This is a genomic window from Leptolyngbya sp. ST-U4 (assembly GCF_039962215.1).
Lineage (GTDB): Bacteria > Cyanobacteriota > Cyanobacteriia > Elainellales > Elainellaceae > Leptolyngbya_A.
Genome location: NZ_JAMPKZ010000004.1, coordinates 220,625 through 238,792, shown reverse-complemented (window position 1 = coordinate 238,792; position 18,168 = coordinate 220,625). Strand labels below are relative to the sequence as shown.

The following is an 18,168-nucleotide window of genomic DNA, read 5'->3' as shown; positions in this document are numbered from 1 at the left end:
GCAGGGTAACGATGTGCTGGGCTGGTACTACCAAATACAGCCCCTATCGAGTTGGGTTGGATGCAGGCGATGATTTTTATTTTGGCGGCAGCGGCAACGATCAACTGCTCGACAGCGAGGGCAATGATGAACTGCGAGGCGGCAACGGCGATGATTTTGTTGGCAATTTATTTCAATTGCGGATGAGCTTTGAGGCGATCGGCAATGGCCGCATGTATGGTAATGCTGGGAATGATCAAATCTTTGGCGGACCCGGAGACGACTTGCTTTCGGGTGGGACAGGTGATGATCGGATCGGCATTCGCGAAATTATGCCTCCTTACTTCAGTGTCGAAGCAGGCAACGATGAAATTACTGCCGGAGCAGGCAACGATGTTGTGCAGGGGGGTACGGGAGACGACCGCATTCAAGGCGACGCCGGAAACGACCAGCTTTATAGCAGCGATATGCTGACGGGAGGCAATCCCGATTGTCCTTTTCCAGGAATGGAGGAAGTCGATGAACTGATCGGAGATCAAAGCCCCAACTTCAGTCCTTTGATCAACCAGAGAGCCGATCGCTTCGTTCTAGGCAATTCCAACCAAGTGTTTTATAACGATCGACAGGCAAACAGTGACGGAATCGCGGACTATGCCCTGATTAGAGACTTCAGCTTCGCCCAAAATGATGTCATCCAGCTTAAAGGCAGGGCAGCAGACTATTCGACCCCACCCCAATCGCTTTAGGAAGGGCAATTTTTCTAACCGCAGGGCAAATCCAGCCTGGGCTTATCGCGATCGTGCAGGGGGACAACATTACCGGATTCGAACGAGGATTTGTGTTTGTTTAGAGAATAGGGCAAGGCAGCAGCAGGCGTCGCAGATCTGAGTTAAGCTTTGCCTGTTTGTTGATATCGCCTTGTTGAACGTATCTGTCCCATGCACCATTTCCCTGCTTTCACCCGATTACGATTCCCCTATCGGAAAGGGAGCCGCTTCGCCTCGCGCCAATTGCCTTTGTTCCTGCTCGCCTGCCTTACCGGAATTGGACTCCAGTCCTTCGGTGGAATCGCTGCTCAGGCGCAGAGCGATCCCTACTGTCAGCTCACCCCGACGGAGATTGGCGAAACCACGCAGCTTCACCAAGCAGGACTGCGGGGCGACAAAGCCGCAGAGCAAGCCTACCAGAATCGGATTCAGCAGCACGCGGAGCAGCTCATTCGCTGTCGCAGTCAAAGCTGGCTCAAAACTCAGGCAATCTGGCTGCGGCTCTATCCCTGTGATGCGATGAACGGCGTTCTGGAGGAAGTGCTCGACCGCATTGTCGCTCGCGGCTACAACAAGGTTTACGTCGAGGTGTTTTATGACGGTCAGGTGCTGCTGCCTGCGGCACAGAATCGTACAGTTTGGAATTCGGTGATTCGCACCCCCGGCTATGAAAATCGAGATTTGCTAGCAGAGGCGATCGTCAAAGGGCGGCAGCGCGGGCTAAAAGTGTATGCCTGGATGTTTACACTCAATTTCGGCTATCGATACACGCAGCGTCCTCAGGCACAGCAGGTTCTTGCCCTCAACGGGCGTGGTGAAACGAGCATTATGCAGCGAGCTGCCAATGCGATCGGGTCATCCAGCTCCAACGAAGCCTTTATCGATCCCTACAGTCCAGAGGCAAAGCAAGAATACGCCGCTTTGCTTCAAGCAGTGCTGCAACGTCGTCCCGATGGGGTGCTGTTTGACTATGTTCGTTACCCCAGAGGATCGGGTGCTGCCTCGGTGGCGAGTCGCGTTCAGGATTTGTGGATTTATGGACCCGCTGCCCAAACTGCTCTTCTGCAACGTGCCCAGAACCGAAAAGGGCAGGAATTGATTCGTCGCTTTCTAGCGCAAGGTTCTGTTACCACAGGCGATTTGAATGCAGTCAATTCCCTTTATCCCCAGGAACCGATTCCCCTCTGGCAGGGTCGCACTTCGGCTCAGGCAACACCGATCGCCAGTCTACAGTCTGAGCTTTGGCGGCTGAGTGTTGCCCATGCGATGCAGGGTGTGCTGGACTTCTTGACGGCGGCAATTCAGCCTGTGCAGCAGCGGCAAATCCCCGCCGGAGCTGTTTTCTTCCCGGACGGCAATCAAACGGTGGGCACACAGGGCTACGACTCGCGCCTGCAACCCTGGGATCGCTTTCCCAATTCGATCGAATGGCACCCCATGTCCTACGCAACCTGCGGCACAGTGGACTGTATCGTGCAGCAAGTTCAGCGGGTGCTGTCATCCGCCCCATCGGAAGCCAGAATTCAGCCTGCACTGGCGGGAACCTGGGGACAGTCGATTAACGGTCGTCCTTCTTTAGAAGCGCAAATGCAGGCAATCCGTGCTGCCACACCCCAAATTAACGAAATCAGCCATTTTGCTTTTTCCTGGCAGGAACCCCAGTACGATCGCGATCGAAAGTTTTGCCAGTTGCGCTAATCTAATCCCCAATCGCCTGGTGACTCTAAGCTGCTTCCGGGAACGTTAAAGGATGCTTATCCATCCACCAAACCCCCTATGAAAGCTGCTTTATCCCCTTTATCTCCTCCTGCCTATGCTGCGCTGATCTTGAAACTGGCGGGAGGACTAATGGTAATTGGGTCGATCGTTGATTGCCTGATCCTGGTCGTGCCGCCCAGTTTTCTCGATCAGGCGTGGCTGACAATGCTGATTCGAGACTGGGTTTTGCGCGGCACAATTCCACTTATAGGATTTGCCCTGCTGCTGCTCGGCGCGTGGATTGATGTTTCGGCGGGCGGTATGCCTTCCGATCGTCCTGCTGGCAAAAAAAGGAAGCCTGCCAAGCCGCGATGGTTCTCTGGGGTCGTTTTTCTTTCCTGCTGCTATAGTGTGCTGTTCGCGCTACTGGCTCCCCTCTATTTCAACAGCAGTCGAATTGCCAGTGCTGCCACTACCCGCCAGCTTAACGAACAGGCAGAACAGGCAGAACAGGAGTTGAGCGATCGCCTGAGCGAAAGACGAGAGCAGATTAATCTTTTGCTGTCTGACGCTGCTCGACGGCAGGAACTTCAGGCACAGCTTGAGGATACCGATAACGCAGATAACCCCTTGCGGAGCCAGTTGTTGCCAGGACAGCAAACCGAACTCCAGCAGCTCCTCGAGCTTACCGAGCGCGTGCAGGACAAGCCCCAATTGCTAGAGCAAGAGCTAGCCAAGGCAAAACAGACTGGAATTGAGCAAATCAAAACCCAGCAGCAGCAGGAGCGCGATCGCATCACAACAGAAACCCGCAAGCTGCGAATTCATACGATTTTGACTGCACTGACGCTGGCAAGCGGCTATGGGGTCATTGCCTGGACGGGTATGGGCGCGCCTCAGAAGAATCAGAAGAAGCGGCAGGCAAGATCGCGAGTGCAGCCCAAGCCTAAACCAGGAAGTTGAGCAGCCTACTCAGCAACCTCGCTAATTCGGCGCAGTTTGATCACATCGCTCATTTTGCGAATTTGGGTGAAGGTTCGCTCTAGCTGCGAGTGATCCACAATATCAATTCCCAGATTAATCTTCGCAGTTTGCCCGGGAATCGTTTTCACCTGGGCACTGCGAACGTTGATGCGGTAGTCGCTGAGGCGGGAAAGAATGTCCTTCAGCACACCCACGCGATCGATCACGTCAATCTCAATCTCGACCGGATAAGTTTGCGGACGGGCATGGTGATCGTCTATCGGGTTCCAGCTTACCGGAATCAAGCGATCGCCCGGAACCGATTCGGTATTGCTACAGCCCTGACGGTGAATCGAAATGCCGCGACTGCCCAGTGTCACTACACCGATAATGGGTTCGCCCGGAACGGGGTTACAGCACTTAGCAAGCGAGTGCAGCAATCCTTCGACTCCAGCGATCGGCGATTCTTTGCCGCGTGGCTGAGCAGGGGCACTGGTTGAATTGGACGGCAGCAGCAGGGTTTTGACTTCTTCGGTGGGGGTAGCGGGGGCGATCGGCTGGGTGGCTTTGATTGCCTCACGCAAACGGTTCAGAACCAGATTCAGCGTGACTTCTCCGTAGCCTAGAGCCGCTAGCAAATCTTCTGCGGATTGATAATTACAGCGTTCTGCCGCCGCCTGCATCGGGCTGGACTTGAGCAGAGCTTCAAAGCCGCGCTTGCCCATTTCTTTCTCCAGCATTTCACGTCCGCGCTGAAGGTTTTCGTCGCGGTGCGATCGCTTATACCACTGAAGAATGCGGTTACGTGCCCCCGGCGTTACGACAAAGTTGAGCCAGTCGAGGCTGGGGTGGGAGTTTTTCTGGGTGATGATCTCTACGATGTCGCCGTTTTTCAGAACAGTATCCAGCGTTACCATTCGCTCGTTCACCTTTGCCCCCGCACAGTGATTGCCCACTTCGGTATGAATTCGGTAGGCAAAATCCACAGGCGTTGCGCCCTGCCCCAGCGCGACCACGTCTCCGCTCGGCGTAAACACATAAACATCGTCCGCAAACAAATTATCTTTGACGCTTTCCAGGTATTCCTGGGCATCTTTTAGATCGTTTTGCCAGTCGAGCAACTGCCGCAGCCAGGTGAATTTCTCGTCGTCAGTTGAAAGGCGCGTGTGGCTATTGCCAGATTCCTTGTATTTCCAGTGGGCGGCAATTCCGTACTCGGCAACGTGATGCATTTCCAGCGTGCGAATCTGAACTTCGATCGGTCTACCCGTTGTGCCGATCACCACCGTGTGCAGCGACTGGTAGCGGTTGGGCTTAGGCAAACCAATATAGTCCTTGAAGCGACCGGGAATCGGACAAAAGGCATCATGCACTACTGCCAAGGCACGATAGCATTCATCGTTGGTTCCCACGATTACCCGCACTGCCGCGATATCGTAGATTTCCTCAAAGCTTTTTTGCTGTCGCTGCATCTTTTGATAAATGCCGTACAGGTGCTTTGGGCGACCGCTGATGTCATAGCAGTGAATTCCAAGCTGATCAAGCCGCTCCCGCAGGGTTTCTGCCACTTTTTCCAGTCGGGCTTCGCGATCAGTTCGTTTATCAGAAATCAATTGCTTGATCTGCTGGTATGCCTCCGGCTCCAGATATTTAAACGACAGATCCTCCAATTCCCACTTAAACCGTCCAATCCCCAAGCGGTTCGCTAACGGCGCAAAAATTTCTCGTGTTTCCAGGGCAATGCGCCTCCGCTTATCATCAGTTAGGTGTTCTAGCGTTCTCATGTTGTGCAGGCGATCGGCAAGCTTGACCACGATCACGCGAATATCCTGAGCCATCGCCAGGAACATCCGCCGGAAGTTTTCTGCCTGCCGCTCCGTCTTACTGGAGAAATTAAACTTAGAAAGCTTGGTGACGCCTTCCACGAGCCGCCGCACTTCTGCGCCAAATCGCCGCTCTAGCTCTTCGCCCGTGACATCCGTATCCTCGATAATGTCATGCAGAAACCCTGCCGCTATCATCGGCGCACTGCCCCCCAGATCACGCAGTAATCCCGCAACGGCGACCGGATGGGCAATGTAAGGTTCTCCCGAAGCCCGCTTTTGCCCCTGATGTAGACAGTAGGCAAACTCAAATGCCTGACAAACAAGCGAAATATCATTGGGCGTGGGAGTGGGTTCAGCACAGGCAAGGGGCGATTGATGCTCGGTCAAACAATCCTCAAGCCAGTTGGGTAAAGCAATATCAGTGGGAAGCGTGGCGATGGCTACATTCATAGGTTAAGCCCTGAGTGCGGGTAAAGGGGCTAAGGGTGGATGATTGCGTAATTTTACGCCATCGTACCCAATTTGAAATAAGGTGGGTTGCTGAAGCAGAATATTGCTCCAACGTGCTTGCTCAAACTGAGAAACTGACCGATCGTGGCAAGTCGCTAATGAAACGACCAGCGATCGACAATTTGTTTTGAGGTCTGTCAAAAGATTGTTAAGGAAAAATATTAAACTGCCCACCCCAAGTTTACAAATCGCTGTAATCGGGGCTACAGCTAATGACTTAAAGCAATGACTTGATCAAAGACTTGATCATGGACTGCAACAAGCCGCTGATACAGATTGCTAAACCAGTACGGCAGGTGGAAACGGGAAAGGAGTCTATCTCTTACTCTTAAGGATAAGAGGAAATTGATAAAGAAGCGACCAGGAAGCTTAACACTACTTTAACCTATTAAGGTGCATACTGCGACACATTTTACTTCTATCCAAAGAAGGGCATCCTCACCGAAACGACAAAACCGAATGTTAACTGAACAATACCGTCAACCTTTTCTCGCTTTACAGGCATCAATCGATCGCTTGATCGACCTAACTAATGAGGGAGAACTCACCACTGCCGAAGTCGAAGCTGCACAGCAAATCTTTCATCAACAGATCTTGCCCCTGGATCTGGATGCCCTCAACCCGCCGATCGCCACTAAGCTTCAGTCAATCCAAACCGAGATTGCCAAGCAGTTTCGCCTGCTCTCAACGGATGTTTTGTTTCTGAAGGCGGCTCGACAGCCTTCGACCGCAAGCCAGCGACAGAAGCAGATTGGCGATCGGTTGACACTCTTGAGGCAATACTGCGAGGTCGTGCTGGGACAATCCACTGGAACGGACGGTTGAATGGAACGGACATGAAGGGATGAGTTTGATAGCGTTGGTGCCCCCTCAGGAGGCCAATTCTCTAGGGAACTTTGAGATTTGGGAATTTCTAAGCTGTGAAAGATTGGGGGCGAGTTCAGACTGGGATTAAGCAATGCTGTACGAGGCAAATGTGTGGGACAGTAAATAAGCAATCTCTCAACCAGTCACGTTAAATCTATCAATGAGCGAATCGACGATCGCCTCTTCCGAAGCCATTACCCTGGTCACGCAAGCAGACCTGCCCGAACTCAAGCAATATTTGCTGGATTTGTTCTGTGACTTTGCTTATCGTGAAGGCGACTTTGTGCTGTCTTCCGGGCAACGCAGCGAGTATTACATCAACGGCAAGCAGGTGACGCTGCATCCGCTGGGGGGCGTGGCAGTGGGTCGGGTCGTGCTGTCGATGCTGCCGCCGGAAACGATCGCCGTAGCCGGACTGACCCTGGGAGCTGATCCGATCGTGTCGGCAACGAGTGTAGCAGCCGCCTATGCCGGACGATCGATCGCGCCACTCATTGTTCGCAAGGAAGCTAAAGGACACGGGACCCAGGCATACATTGAAGGATTGCCCCTGCCAGAAGGAAGCCCGGTTGTGGTGTTAGAAGATGTGGTCACAACTGGACAATCGGCACTGAAAGCAGTCGATCGGCTTCGGCAAGCGAGCTATCAGGTCACGCAGGTAATTTCGTTGGTCGATCGGCATCAGGGTGGCGCGGAACTTTATCAGCAGCAGCAGCTCGACTTTCAAACCATCTTCTCCATTCAGGACATCAAGCAGCACTGGGCAAAGCGACAAGCCTGATTCAGGTTGATTCTCAGGGCAGATTTCAGGCCACAAAAACTAGTGAATTTGCGGAGGGAACTTCAAAATTCGATCGGGCATTCTAGCAGGCATACCAACCCTGCCCGCACTGAGTGTTCATGAACTCGTTCCCCCCCCCATTCACCCCCGATCTACCGCAATCAGATGGGCCGAAGTTTGTTCACCAGGCAGGTTTACTGACCCTGAACAATGGCTTTCATGATGCGATCCTCAGCAAGCTGCCGACCCCGGCTCGAAACTGGGTGGAGAGTTTGCCCTGGCAACAGCGACGCTACGTGCTTTCGCTCTGTCATTTAATTTGCGCGGCATCTTCCGAAGCACAGGCAGAATTTTTGGATGACTACACCGCAGATGGCGTGGTGTCTAAAAAGTTAGAAGATCAGGAAATGAGGCAGCGCGTCAAGCAATACTTGCGCGACTTTCGGATTGAGACTGACCTGTCAGAAGCCGTATTACGCACCTACATTCGTCAGTTCTATGTTCATTCAGCACAGGATACGCGCAGGCAGCCCGATCTATATCTTCAATCCGCGCTGAAGCTTGTCCTCAGTAGCGAGGAAGGCAATCACGTCTTTAACTACATCCTGGGATTTGAATTGCTGAAGATGATGTTTCAAATGAGCTGGTGTCAGCATGAGCGGCTTTATCGCCTCCAGCGCAACCAGGAAGAATTTATTCAGAATCTCATCAAGCCGATTCAGCACGCCCACCGGATTAACGGCATTATTGTCCCCAAGGACGAGGGCGTATTTTTTGCGAAACGCAGTTACTTTGTGCAGCAGCCCAACATTCCTGAAAAGAAGCTGCTGGCACTGGTGATTGCGACTTTTACTGCCGATCGCACTTCTCAATTTGGATTTGGGGTAATTCGCCATCCCAATTCGCTTGCGTTTGACTATGAGCTGATTTTTGAGCCGGAAGGAGATAGTCTTTTGCTGTAGGAGGAGGGTTGAGGCTGTTACCCAAACTTCCTAGTGTCCAATTGTGGCGATCGTATCCCTACAGCGAAATAAGCTTCGTTTTAGGCATTGCGACCCCCTAAATCTCCCATCGGTGGGGACTTTGAGTTTCCTTAGAATTTGAGGCTGGGGGCAGTTCACTCAGAAGCTTGGGACTGAGAAGCTTGGGTATGTCGATCGCCAGTTTGCTCACCGTCATTCCATGCTGGGAGAAACTGAGCTTTCTACAAATTTCAAAGTCCCTATGAATAGGGGATCTAGGGGGCAATCAAAATCTCTAAGATTCCTCAAACCATTCCTTAAAGGGGTTTAGAATATCCCAGCGCGTCTTTGACTTTTGACAAAGTGACATTGGCGATCGACTCTGCCTTTTCTCGTCCCTGCTGCAGCACCGATTCTAGATAGCCCTTGTCGTTCATAATGGCGTGATATTTCTCCTGGATAGGTTGGAGTGCGTTGATCAAGGTGTCGGTCAGCAGGGGCTTGAACTGTCCCCAGCCCATATCAGTACATTCAGCGGCGACGGCTTCTTTGGTTTGTCCTGACAGGATCATGTAGAGCGACAGCAGGTTGTGGCATTCGGGGCGATCAGCATCATCAAAGGTAAGTCCGCGTACCGAGTCAGTTTTGCAGCGTTTAACTTTGCGCTGAATCTCGTCGGGGGGGTCGAGCAGATTGATGCGGCTGGCATCCGAAGGATCGGACTTGGACATTTTCTTCGTGCCATCAGTAAGGCTCATCACCCGTGCCCCTTCGCGGCGGATCATTGGATCGGGCAGTTTGAGAATCGGTTGGTCTTCTTTGCCGTAGAGGTAGTTCAGTCGGGCGGCAATGTCGCGAGTTAGCTCCAGGTGCTGCTTCTGGTCTTCGCCAACGGGTACTTTGTCCGGCTCGTACAGCAAAATGTCTGATGCCTGCAAAACAGGATAGGTCAGCAGCCCAGCACTGACGTTTTCTCCCTGCTTAATCGCTTTCTCTTTAAACTGCACCATGTCATCGAGCCAGTTTAAGGGCGTGATGCAGTTAAACAGCCATGCCAGTTCCGTATGGGCAGGAACGTGGGACTGAACAAAGATGGTGGCGTGCTCCAGGCTAATGCCGCAAGCCATATACATCGCTGCCACTTTGTAAGTCGTTGTGGCAAGCTGAGTGGGGTCGTGGGGCACGGTGATCGCGTGGAGGTCAGCCATAAACAGGAAACTGTCATAGTCCTGCTGAATCTCAACCCAGTTACGAATTGCCCCCAGATAGTTGCCTAGATGCAGTTCACCCGTCGGCTGAATTCCTGAAAGCACACGCGGCTTACCCATAACGTTTCCCAATTCCCCTTACATACTCTATTTATTCTGCCCGATCGCGACCAGATGCAGTGGTTTCGGTGGAACGTTATGAGCTAGATTTTGAGTAAATTCTTTTGCAAAAGAGAGCTGATTGCCCAAAAAAAAGCAGCCCGAAGGCTGCATTAACAATCTTTCACCTGATTTAAGCTCAAGATATCAGGCTGGGAAGCGATCGTCGGTCTTCCAGGGCACATTGCTTCCAGGTCATAGTCGAATTGGTAGTGATTGATAGTGATATAGGCAGAAAACCGTATAACGATGACTCAGCAGCCAAACTCCCAACCTATCTCCGCTGTGCCGCCCATCGATCGCGGACCCGGTAGCATGATCACAGGTGCATCCTATCCGCTTCGAGCTGTCTGGCTATTTGCCAAATTGCCCCAACTGCGGAAATTTATCTTGATTCCGATCGTGATCAATCTGGTGCTGGGCGTGACGCTGTATGCTGCGCTGCTCTCGGCAGGATATTGGGCAATTGATGCGCTGATTGCAGGGATTCCCGGATGGCTAGCGCAGTTGTCTCAGGTGGGGGGATCGATCGCCCAGGTTGATCTGCCTTCAGTCCATTTGCCCCCGATTCAATTGCCTGATTTGACCGCGTATTTGCCTCATATTCCTTTACCGCAGATTGCTTTGCCGGCAATTCAGCTTCCTGACTGGCGACTTCCCCAGTGGCAGTTTCCGCAGTGGCAGTTTCCCCAATGGCAAATTAATTTACCTGCTGTACGCCTTCCCGACTGGCTACTTCAGTGGCTCAATGCCGTGCCGGGAGAAACGCTGCGGCTATTTGTGTTTTTGCTGCGGGGGCTGCTGACGGTAATTCTGCTGCTGCTGACGGGCTTTGTGCTGCTTCAGTTTGGGGTGCTGCTGGGTGCGCCCTGGTACGGCAAGCTGTCAGAAGAAATTGAAATTCTCAAAACTGGACAACTCCGAACGGTGAACGTTAGTTTCTTGACAGAAATCGGGCGGGCAATCACCTACGAACTCAACAAGCTAATTCTCACGATCGTCTTTGGTCTACCGCTCTTTTTGCTCAATTTCTTTCCCGGCATCGGTACAGTAATTGCAACGATCGGCGGTATTATCTTGGCGGATACGATCGTCTGTCTTGATTTTCTGGATTCTGCGGTGGAGCGGCGTCGTCCTTCGTTTCGTCAGAAATTGGGAATTGTTGGGCGGAGTCTACCCGGTAGCGCAGGGTTTGCGATCGTCTGTCTGGTGTTGGTGAGCATTCCGTTTGTGAATTTGCTGGCGATTCCGGTTTGCGTGGCGGCAGGAACCCTATTCTTTTGCGATCGGATTTTGCCCTGGTATCGTTCTGAAAAAACTGAGGAGCGCAAGCTATCGCCGGAAGGCTAGTTCTCGTTCCTCTGGAGTTAAATCGCGCCATTCTCCGGGTTGGAGTCCCTGGAGGCGGAGTTGACCGATTGCTACTCGCACCAATCGCAGCGTGGGAAAACCAACGGCAGCGGTCATGCGTCGCACCTGGCGGTTTTTGCCTTCGGTCAGCGTCATTTCGATCCAGGCTGTGGGAATCGTTTTGCGAAAGCGAATGGGTGGATCGCGAGGCGGCAGATCGGGTTCGGTGTCCAGCAGACGCACTTGAGCCGGACGAGTTTTGTAGTCCTGAATTTTCACGCCCGATCGCAGTTTTTGCAGGGCTACCTCGTCGGGAATTCGCTCCACCTGCACCCAATAAGTGCGCGGATGGGAAAACTTTGGGTCGGTCAGGCGATGCTGAAAGCCGCCATCGCTGGTTAACAGCAGCAGTCCTTCACTATCGCGATCGAGCCGTCCAACCGGATAAACATCGGGAACTGGGATAAAAGCTTTGAGCGTCAGACGATCGACGGCAGTTTCGTCTGTAAATTGTGAAAGAACGTCGAACGGTTTGAAGAAGACAAGGTAGCGGTTCTCCCCGGAAAAAGGGGGCTTGATTTGAGGCATGGAATTGAATGGAACGTGAGCGATCGAATATACGAATCAGTTATCGGTTTGGTGATAGGTTGCTAGAGCTTTTCTGATCTTGGCAAATATAAAAGCGATGATCGGGAAGGCGATCGAAGGGTTTGGATCAGGGTGTGTTGAAGAATGAGTATGTTTAAGAATCAGAAAAGGCAGAGCACTGCTATCGGTTTGTTCTGGTTAGAACTTGCCAGATGATGAAGCCAGCGAAGCCGATGTAAAAAGCCACCGCTAGCCAATCGAGAACTGTGGAAGACGTATCCATTGTTTGAGTCGAATTACTTGAGTCAAAATTACGTGAGCCAATTTGTCTACAGTTTCTAGAGAATACTGTTTCTAGAGAATACAGTAAAAAAGAGGGCACGACGATCGCACCCCCGTTGCATTAATTTAAGTCGATTAACGCTCGATCTAGAGGTCCTTGACGCTGGAGACAAGCTGTTCGACCACATCCTTTGCGCCACCAAACAGCATCATGGTTTTGTCTTTGTAGAAAAGCTCATTCTCCACACCGGAGAAGCCTGCATTCATGCCGCGTTTGATCACGATCGTATGGTGAGCGCGATCAACTTCGAGAATGGGCATTCCATAGATCGGGCTAGCGGTATCGTGACGGGCGGCGGGGTTGACCACATCGTTTGCGCCAATTACCAGAGCCACATCGGTTCGCTCAAACTCTGGGTTGATGTCGTCCATGTCGTGCAGCTTGGGGTAGGGCACATTTGCCTCTGCTAGCAGCACATTCATGTGTCCGGGCATTCTGCCTGCGACGGGATGGATCGCGTATTTTACGTCTACGCCCAGTCGCTCAAGCTGGTCTGCGAGTTCGCGTACCGTGTGCTGTGCCTGAGCCACTGCCATGCCATAGCCGGGGACAATTACCACCGATCGCGCATAGCCCAGCATCATCGCGCCTTCTTCGGGATCGATCTTGTGAATCGTTCGATCCCCTGATGCGTCTGAACTTCCGCCAGAAGCCGTTTTTGCGGAACCGAAGGCAGTAAATAGGACGTTTGCCAACGATCGATTCATTGCCTTACACATGATTTGCGTCAGGATAATGCCCGATGCGCCGACCAATGCTCCGGCAATAATCAGCATATTGTTCGTTAACACAAATCCGGCAGCACTTGCAGCAAGCCCAGAGAAGGAGTTGAGCAAGGAAATGACCACGGGTGTATCTGCACCGCCGATCGGTAAAACGAACAGAATTCCCAGTACAAGAGAGATGGCAACGAGAATGAGAAAGGTGACGGTATCGTGTGGATTAAACAGCAATAAACCGCTTGCACCCAGGAACAATGCCAGCAACGTCAGGTTAAATGGCTGCTGAAAGGGAAAAGTAATAGGTGAACCGCTGATCCAGCCTTCCAGTTTGACAAAGGCGAGCAAGCTTCCGGTGAAGGTAATGCCGCCGATTAAAACACTGAGGACGATCGTAATCGTTTCGCTGAGGGGAACGAGTTCCAATCCATTCAGATATTTCCAGAATTCGCCCACGGCAACAAGTGCGGACGCTGCGCCACCAAATCCGTTTAGTAAACCCACCATTTGTGGCATTGCGGTCATTTCAACGCGCTGCGCCATGACGATGCCGATGATGGAACCGATCGCGATCGCCACCGCAATCATTTCATAGTTCAAAATTTGCCGATCCAGCAAAGTTGCCACGACGGCAATCAGCATTCCGATCGCCGCAATCCCATTTCCCCGACGAGCCGTTGCCGGAGAACCAAGCTGTTTTAAGCCAATAATGAACAGGGCAGACGCAGCCAGATAGCTCAACTGAATTGCTGAGGGGAGAAATTCGTTCATGCGTTGCCTTCCTTCTTCTTAAACATTTGCAGCATGCGATCGGTGACGAGAAATCCACCCACGACGTTAATGGTTGCGAGAATGACCGCAATCAATCCCAAAATCACCGTTAGATTCCAGTGACGTTCGCCTGCCACCAGCACCGCACCCACGACCGCAATTCCAGAAATTGCATTGGAGCCAGACATCAGCGGCGTGTGGAGCGTTGGCGGGATTTTATTAATGACTTCAAACCCGATAAAGGCGGCTAGCGTAAAGACGACTAAGCCTGTAACTAATGCTTCTGTCATGTTTTGTGAATCCTTTTTGCTAACCCACCGTCGCCATTTGATTCAACAGTTCGCGCACTCGCGGATGGCGCACTTCGCCTGCATGCGTCACACAAGCTTCGCGAGTAATTTCATCTTCAAAGTTGAGCAGCAGTTCACCGTTCTTCACCAAATGCTGCACCAGCGTCAGCAAATTTTTCGCATACATCTGACTCGCGTGAACGGGCATCGACGAAGGCAAATTCGTGGGACCAATCAGCGTCACGCCATTCTTGACCACATCGCGACCTGCCTTTGTGCCCTCACAGTTGCCGCCCTGCTCGGCTGCCATATCGACCACGATCGCCCCCGGTTTCATTTGCGCCACCATGTCAGCCGTTACCAGGATCGGAGCGCGTTTGCCGGGAACCTGCGCCGTCGTAATGACTACATCTGATAACTTCACATGGTCGGCGATCGCCTGCTGGGTCTTCTGCTTCGCCACCTCAGACACTTCTCTGGCATATCCGCCTGCGGCAACAGTGTCTTCTTCCAGGTTCACCTCAACAAACTTCGCGCCCAAACTCTGGACTTCCTCTTTCACGGCAGGACGAATATCAAACGCCTCGACCACCGCTCCCAACCGACGCGCAGTTGCAATTGCCTGCAAACCAGCCACTCCTGCCCCGATCACAAACACTTTGGCAGGGGGAATTGTGCCTGCCGCCGTCGTCAACATTGGAAAGAACTTGGGCGACGCTGCTGCTGCAATCAAAACCGCTTGATAGCCTGAAACCGATGCCTGAGACGAAAGCGCGTCCATACTCTGCGCCCGACTGATACGCGGAATTAGCTCCATGCTGAGGGCAGAGATGTGGCGATCGGCGAGTCGTCCTGCCAGTTCTGGATTGCCAAGCGGATCGAGAAAGCTAATGAGCGTTACACCCGAGCGCAGCAAATCCACCTCATGCCGTCCGTCTTCTCGACGCTGGGGCGGTTTGACCTTGAGCAGCACATCGCACGACCCCCAGAGTGCCTCTAGATCAAAGACGATCGTGGCTCCGGCTTTTTCATAGTCCGCATTTGAGAAATAGGCGGCTTCTCCCGCTCCGGCTTCGATCCAGACTTCGATCCCCTGCTTGGTTAAACGACTCACGGTATCCGGGATCAGGGCAACCCGCCGCTCTCCCATTTCAATCTCTCTTGGAACTGCAATCCTCATGAATTCTTCCTTCCTCAACTTGGTTTTGTCTCTCGTCAGTTTGCTCAAGTTTCTTGAAACGCTTAATGTGAAGCACTTCAACCAATGACGTTTATTTGTAATGGGTAGTGCCGTTTGAAGTTGCCCCTGTTACAGGTGAAGGGTGGACGGCTGCCCACCCCCATTATCTTGAATCCGATTGAGTCTGATTTACTCTCGTGTAACGCAAATCGATCGTCCTTGCGAAGGGTTATTCACAAACATTGAACAAACGCTAAATCAATTAACATTGTTTGGAAGCGATCGCTTTTGGGGATCAAGGTAATTTATCAGTTCCGCGATCGAATCGTTACAAGAATTTAGATGTCTTCCAAAAATTGTGCTGTGAAACCCGATTGGGATTTAGCAAAAGCTGAACTGTTTTTGCTCGTTTTAATCGAAAGATGATTAAGAATTTGTGGAATCTCAATTAGTGGAGTCTTAATTAGTAGAATCTCAATTAAAGAATGACCTGCTTCTCTGAGAAAAAGAAATACAGATTATAAAGCTATTCTCTTTCATTCAAAATTCATTCAAAAAAATTTGTTAATGCTGTTAGGACGCGATCGGTCGATTGTTTTTCTTCACATCCTGCTGCTGAACTTTATAGAGACCTAGTAGTATGGAGACCCAGTCGCTCATCCTCGTAAAAACTGCGCTTTATCCTAATTTCAAAATCGTGATCTCAAAATCCTGATTTCAAAGTCCCTCAATTTCGAGGAATTTTTGAGGAATTTAGGGGGCAACGTAGCACCCGAATCCTGCTCAAACCTCTCTCAATTTCACTTTAAAGCCTAAAAGCCTAACTGATATAAGTCAATGAAATCCCTGGGGAATCTGGCATTGCCGAATCCCCTTTTGGTCAGTTCGATCGCCTTACCCGCCCCACCACAAATTTTAGATAACGTCCTTCAGGAAACTGGGCGGGAACCGGATGATCGATGGGCTGACCTATTTCGTGAATGATTTGAATCTGGTGTCCGGTGGTAGCTCCGGCAGCGGCGATCGCTTCTTTAAAGGCTTCCGGGCTGACTTGACTCGTACAGCTTGCGCTCACCAGTAAGCCATCTGGGGCAAGACAGCGAAGCGCAAGTGTATTAATTTTGCTGTAGGCTCGCTGAGCAGCATGGCGATTTTGCTTGGTTTTGGCAAAGCTGGGCGGATCAAGGATAATCAGATCGAACTGTTTGCCCTGCTGAATAGAATCATTGAGCAGCGTGAAGCAGTCCTGCGTGATAAAGGTGTGGCGGCGATCGTCCAACCCATTGAGCTTAATATTTGTCGATGCGGCTTCTGCCAGCCCTTTCCCGATGTCAACGCTAGTGACATAACTTGCCTGACCGCGCAGCGCGTAGAGCGAAAAAGCTCCCGTATAGGCAAAGCAGTTTAATACGGTTCGTCCTTTGCTCAAGCCTTCAACGTATTTGCGATTCTCGCGATGGTCCAAAAATAAGCCTGTTTTTTGTCCCGCATGAAGGTCTACCTGAAATTTCAAACCGTGTTCTTCTACAATTAACGCTTTGGGTGCAGGTTGTCCCCAAATCAGCTTTACTTTGCTATCGGATGGAGCGTTCGCAGACTCATCATCCCGGTCGTTCATTTCCAGAGAGCGATGCTGGGTCTTGAGATAAATTCCTTCCAGGGAAGCAGTTGCCTGAAGCGCATCAACTAACCAATTCAGCAGCACCGCTGCACTTTCCATGTAAGTTTGCACCACGGCAAATCGATCGTATAAATCGACCGTAATTCCGGGTAACCCGTCGCCTTCGCCAAACAGCCAGCGATAGGCAGTACAGTTTTGCTGACGCAAACTCGATCGCAGATCCCAGGCAGACTGTACCTGTTCGCGAATCCATTTGGGAGTGGGAGGTTCCTGACGGGAAAAGAGCCGAATGGCGATCGGGCTTTGATTATCCCAAAGTCCAAACCCTTTCCAGTTGCCGCACTGCACCCGGACCCAGCTTCCAGAGGACAAATGCAGATTCGGCGGAACGTGATTGCGATACACCCACGGATGTCCCTGCATCAGGCGTTCTTTCAGGTTGGCAGGAAGTTGAACGGTGGCAAGTTTTGCCATTGCAATACGCTTCTTTGTTGCTTTTGTAGGTTTGCTTCTGTTCAGAATGGTCTGAAGAGCGTAAAGGATCTTCCATTCCCCCTTCATTAACAGAGCAATCTCCAGGGTAACAACTCCAGTGCATAATATAAGTTTGGCGATCGTGAACTAATCTACATCAATCAAAAAAACAAAATGAATTGGGTGATCAGCGCGATCGTATCGGGCGTTTTTGCCTTTGTCGCGACGAATATTGATGATATCGTGATGCTGACGCTCTTTTTTGCTCAGGCAAACAATCCGGCACAGCCCAGTTCTCTGCGTCCCTGGCAAATTGTGGTGGGGCAGTATTTGGGCTTTCTGGTGCTGATCATCGCTGCGATTCCCGGTTTTGTCGGCGGGATGCTGATTCCTGATCCGTGGATTGGGTTACTGGGGTTTTTGCCAATCGCGATCGGGATTCAGCAGTTAATTCGTCCTGAATCAGACGAGGCAGAGATTCAGCTTGTCTCTGATGTCACGAATTCAGCTCATAAAAATTTGCTGCGGGCCAAGCTGGCTCAGTTGCTCCATCCCCAAACGCTGCAAATTGCTGTGGTGACGATCGCAAATGGCGGCGATAATATTGCCACTTATGTGCCTTTATTTGCTGCCAGCAATCTCCCATCACTGCTGGTGATTCTGATTATATTTGGGCTAATGATTGCGGTCTGGTGTGCTGTGGCAAATTATTTGAGTCAGCATCCGACCGTTGCACCTTTGCTAGCGCGCTACAGTCATTGGATTGTGCCGATCGTCCTGATTGGATTAGGGATTTATATTCTGATTGCAAGCCACTCTTATTTGCTACTACAGGGTGCAGGATTTTAGAAATTGCTCTACATTTAGCGTGTCATCCTGGAGAAGCTGCGCTATTATTTCCGAATTCTGTATCTGTGAGCTTTTCAGGCTTTAATTTTTTATCGGTTCTGAAGGAAACCAAAACGCTTCAAACTCTGTCCTTTTTCAAATGCGATGCAATTTCAATCAGGGTGTAGATTTCCTGAACCAGATAATTCTTATAAAAGGCGGATTGTTTTGCATTGGCTTTCGATCAAAGTGTGATCAAGACGGCTCAATTTCAAAAGCGGCTG

The 18,168-nt window shown here is 51.3% G+C and carries 15 protein-coding genes; 8 read left to right on the top strand and 7 right to left on the bottom strand.

The features are described 5' to 3' along the window. Positions 1-11: 11 nt before the first annotated feature. The 3 genes from NDA02_RS10250 (at position 12) to NDA02_RS10240 (ending at position 3,407) form a co-directional block, all read left to right on the top strand. The gene (locus tag NDA02_RS10250; RefSeq protein ID WP_190790021.1) at positions 12-725 is read left to right on the top strand and encodes a calcium-binding protein; all 714 of its coding nucleotides are present in this window, start codon (positions 12-14) and stop codon (positions 723-725) included. 192 nt (positions 726-917) lie between these two features. Further along, on the top strand, positions 918-2,444 hold the full coding sequence (locus tag NDA02_RS10245) for a family 10 glycosylhydrolase (RefSeq protein ID WP_348248903.1): 1,527 nt from the start codon (positions 918-920) through the stop codon (positions 2,442-2,444). Positions 2,445-2,522: 78 nt separating this feature from the next. Next, positions 2,523-3,407, top strand: coding sequence for an HpsJ family protein (locus tag NDA02_RS10240; protein WP_348254901.1), 885 nt, complete (start codon positions 2,523-2,525; stop codon positions 3,405-3,407). A 5-nt stretch (positions 3,408-3,412) separates the two neighbouring features. On the opposite strand, the gene NDA02_RS10235 is transcribed toward NDA02_RS10240, so the two are convergent. Then, the gene (locus tag NDA02_RS10235; RefSeq protein ID WP_348254899.1) at positions 3,413-5,683 is read right to left on the bottom strand and encodes a bifunctional (p)ppGpp synthetase/guanosine-3',5'-bis(diphosphate) 3'-pyrophosphohydrolase; all 2,271 of its coding nucleotides are present in this window, start codon (positions 5,681-5,683) and stop codon (positions 3,413-3,415) included. Between the two features lie 519 nt (positions 5,684-6,202). On the opposite strand from NDA02_RS10235, the gene patD reads away from it, so the two are divergent. The 3 genes from patD (at position 6,203) to NDA02_RS10220 (ending at position 8,353) form a co-directional block, all read left to right on the top strand. Further along, positions 6,203-6,568: a heterocyst frequency control protein PatD gene (gene patD, locus NDA02_RS10230; RefSeq protein ID WP_190791155.1), complete on the top strand. Its 366-nt coding sequence runs from the start codon at positions 6,203-6,205 to the stop codon at positions 6,566-6,568. Between the two features lie 202 nt (positions 6,569-6,770). After that, on the top strand, positions 6,771-7,391 hold the full coding sequence (gene pyrE, locus NDA02_RS10225) for an orotate phosphoribosyltransferase (protein WP_190791156.1): 621 nt from the start codon (positions 6,771-6,773) through the stop codon (positions 7,389-7,391). Between the two features lie 119 nt (positions 7,392-7,510). After that, entirely contained in the window at positions 7,511-8,353 is an 843-nt protein-coding gene (locus tag NDA02_RS10220) for a cobyrinic acid a,c-diamide synthase (RefSeq protein ID WP_348254898.1), read from the top strand. Between the two features lie 317 nt (positions 8,354-8,670). Here the strand turns inward: NDA02_RS10220 and trpS are convergent, their stop codons facing one another. Further along, the gene (trpS, locus tag NDA02_RS10215; RefSeq protein WP_190789882.1) at positions 8,671-9,681 is read right to left on the bottom strand and encodes a tryptophan--tRNA ligase; all 1,011 of its coding nucleotides are present in this window, start codon (positions 9,679-9,681) and stop codon (positions 8,671-8,673) included. Between the two features lie 288 nt (positions 9,682-9,969). On the opposite strand from trpS, the gene NDA02_RS10210 reads away from it, so the two are divergent. Then, positions 9,970-11,070, top strand: a complete 1,101-nt coding sequence (locus NDA02_RS10210) for an EI24 domain-containing protein (protein WP_348254897.1) — start codon at positions 9,970-9,972, stop codon at positions 11,068-11,070. Here the strand turns inward: NDA02_RS10210 and NDA02_RS10205 are convergent. The 5 genes from NDA02_RS10205 to NDA02_RS10185 form a co-directional block, all read right to left on the bottom strand. Next, positions 11,053-11,658, bottom strand: a complete 606-nt coding sequence (locus tag NDA02_RS10205) for a pseudouridine synthase (RefSeq protein ID WP_190789880.1) — start codon at positions 11,656-11,658, stop codon at positions 11,053-11,055. The genes NDA02_RS10210 and NDA02_RS10205 overlap by 18 nt on opposite strands. Before the next feature lie 429 nt (positions 11,659-12,087). Beyond that, positions 12,088-13,491 (bottom strand): NAD(P)(+) transhydrogenase (Re/Si-specific) subunit beta, encoded by a 1,404-nt coding sequence (locus NDA02_RS10200; RefSeq protein WP_190789879.1) that lies wholly within the window; start codon positions 13,489-13,491, stop codon positions 12,088-12,090. Beyond that, the gene (locus NDA02_RS10195; RefSeq protein WP_190789878.1) at positions 13,488-13,781 is read right to left on the bottom strand and encodes an NAD(P) transhydrogenase subunit alpha; all 294 of its coding nucleotides are present in this window, start codon (positions 13,779-13,781) and stop codon (positions 13,488-13,490) included. Before NDA02_RS10195 ends, NDA02_RS10200 begins: the two co-directional genes overlap by 4 nt. Positions 13,782-13,800: 19 nt before the next feature. After that, complete coding sequence (locus NDA02_RS10190; protein ID WP_190789877.1) at positions 13,801-14,961, bottom strand: Re/Si-specific NAD(P)(+) transhydrogenase subunit alpha; 1,161 nt, start codon at positions 14,959-14,961, stop codon at positions 13,801-13,803. A gap of 880 nt (positions 14,962-15,841) precedes the next feature. Beyond that, positions 15,842-17,056: a class I SAM-dependent rRNA methyltransferase gene (locus NDA02_RS10185; protein ID WP_190790412.1), complete on the bottom strand. Its 1,215-nt coding sequence runs from the start codon at positions 17,054-17,056 to the stop codon at positions 15,842-15,844. Positions 17,057-17,230: 174 nt separating this feature from the next. Between NDA02_RS10185 and NDA02_RS10180 the strand changes: the two genes are divergently transcribed. After that, positions 17,231-17,905, top strand: coding sequence for a cadmium resistance transporter (locus NDA02_RS10180; protein WP_190790411.1), 675 nt, complete (start codon positions 17,231-17,233; stop codon positions 17,903-17,905). Positions 17,906-18,168: the final 263 nt, after the last annotated feature.

Coding starts and splice junctions, on each gene's coding strand:
- NDA02_RS10190 (WP_190789877.1), bottom strand. CDS start 14,961: ATGAGGATTGCAGTTCCAAGAGAGATTGAAATGGGAGAGCGGCGGGTT.
- NDA02_RS10235 (WP_348254899.1), bottom strand. CDS start 5,683: ATGAATGTAGCCATCGCCACGCTTCCCACTGATATTGCTTTACCCAAC.
- NDA02_RS10205 (WP_190789880.1), bottom strand. CDS start 11,658: ATGCCTCAAATCAAGCCCCCTTTTTCCGGGGAGAACCGCTACCTTGTC.
- NDA02_RS10250 (WP_190790021.1), top strand. CDS start 12: ATGTGCTGGGCTGGTACTACCAAATACAGCCCCTATCGAGTTGGGTTG.
- NDA02_RS10220 (WP_348254898.1), top strand. CDS start 7,511: ATGAACTCGTTCCCCCCCCCATTCACCCCCGATCTACCGCAATCAGAT.
- trpS (WP_190789882.1), bottom strand. CDS start 9,681: ATGGGTAAGCCGCGTGTGCTTTCAGGAATTCAGCCGACGGGTGAACTG.
- NDA02_RS10210 (WP_348254897.1), top strand. CDS start 9,970: ATGACTCAGCAGCCAAACTCCCAACCTATCTCCGCTGTGCCGCCCATC.
- NDA02_RS10180 (WP_190790411.1), top strand. CDS start 17,231: ATGAATTGGGTGATCAGCGCGATCGTATCGGGCGTTTTTGCCTTTGTC.
- NDA02_RS10185 (WP_190790412.1), bottom strand. CDS start 17,056: ATGGCAAAACTTGCCACCGTTCAACTTCCTGCCAACCTGAAAGAACGC.
- NDA02_RS10245 (WP_348248903.1), top strand. CDS start 918: ATGCACCATTTCCCTGCTTTCACCCGATTACGATTCCCCTATCGGAAA.
- NDA02_RS10195 (WP_190789878.1), bottom strand. CDS start 13,781: ATGACAGAAGCATTAGTTACAGGCTTAGTCGTCTTTACGCTAGCCGCC.
- NDA02_RS10240 (WP_348254901.1), top strand. CDS start 2,523: ATGAAAGCTGCTTTATCCCCTTTATCTCCTCCTGCCTATGCTGCGCTG.
- NDA02_RS10200 (WP_190789879.1), bottom strand. CDS start 13,491: ATGAACGAATTTCTCCCCTCAGCAATTCAGTTGAGCTATCTGGCTGCG.
- patD (WP_190791155.1), top strand. CDS start 6,203: ATGTTAACTGAACAATACCGTCAACCTTTTCTCGCTTTACAGGCATCA.
- pyrE (WP_190791156.1), top strand. CDS start 6,771: ATGAGCGAATCGACGATCGCCTCTTCCGAAGCCATTACCCTGGTCACG.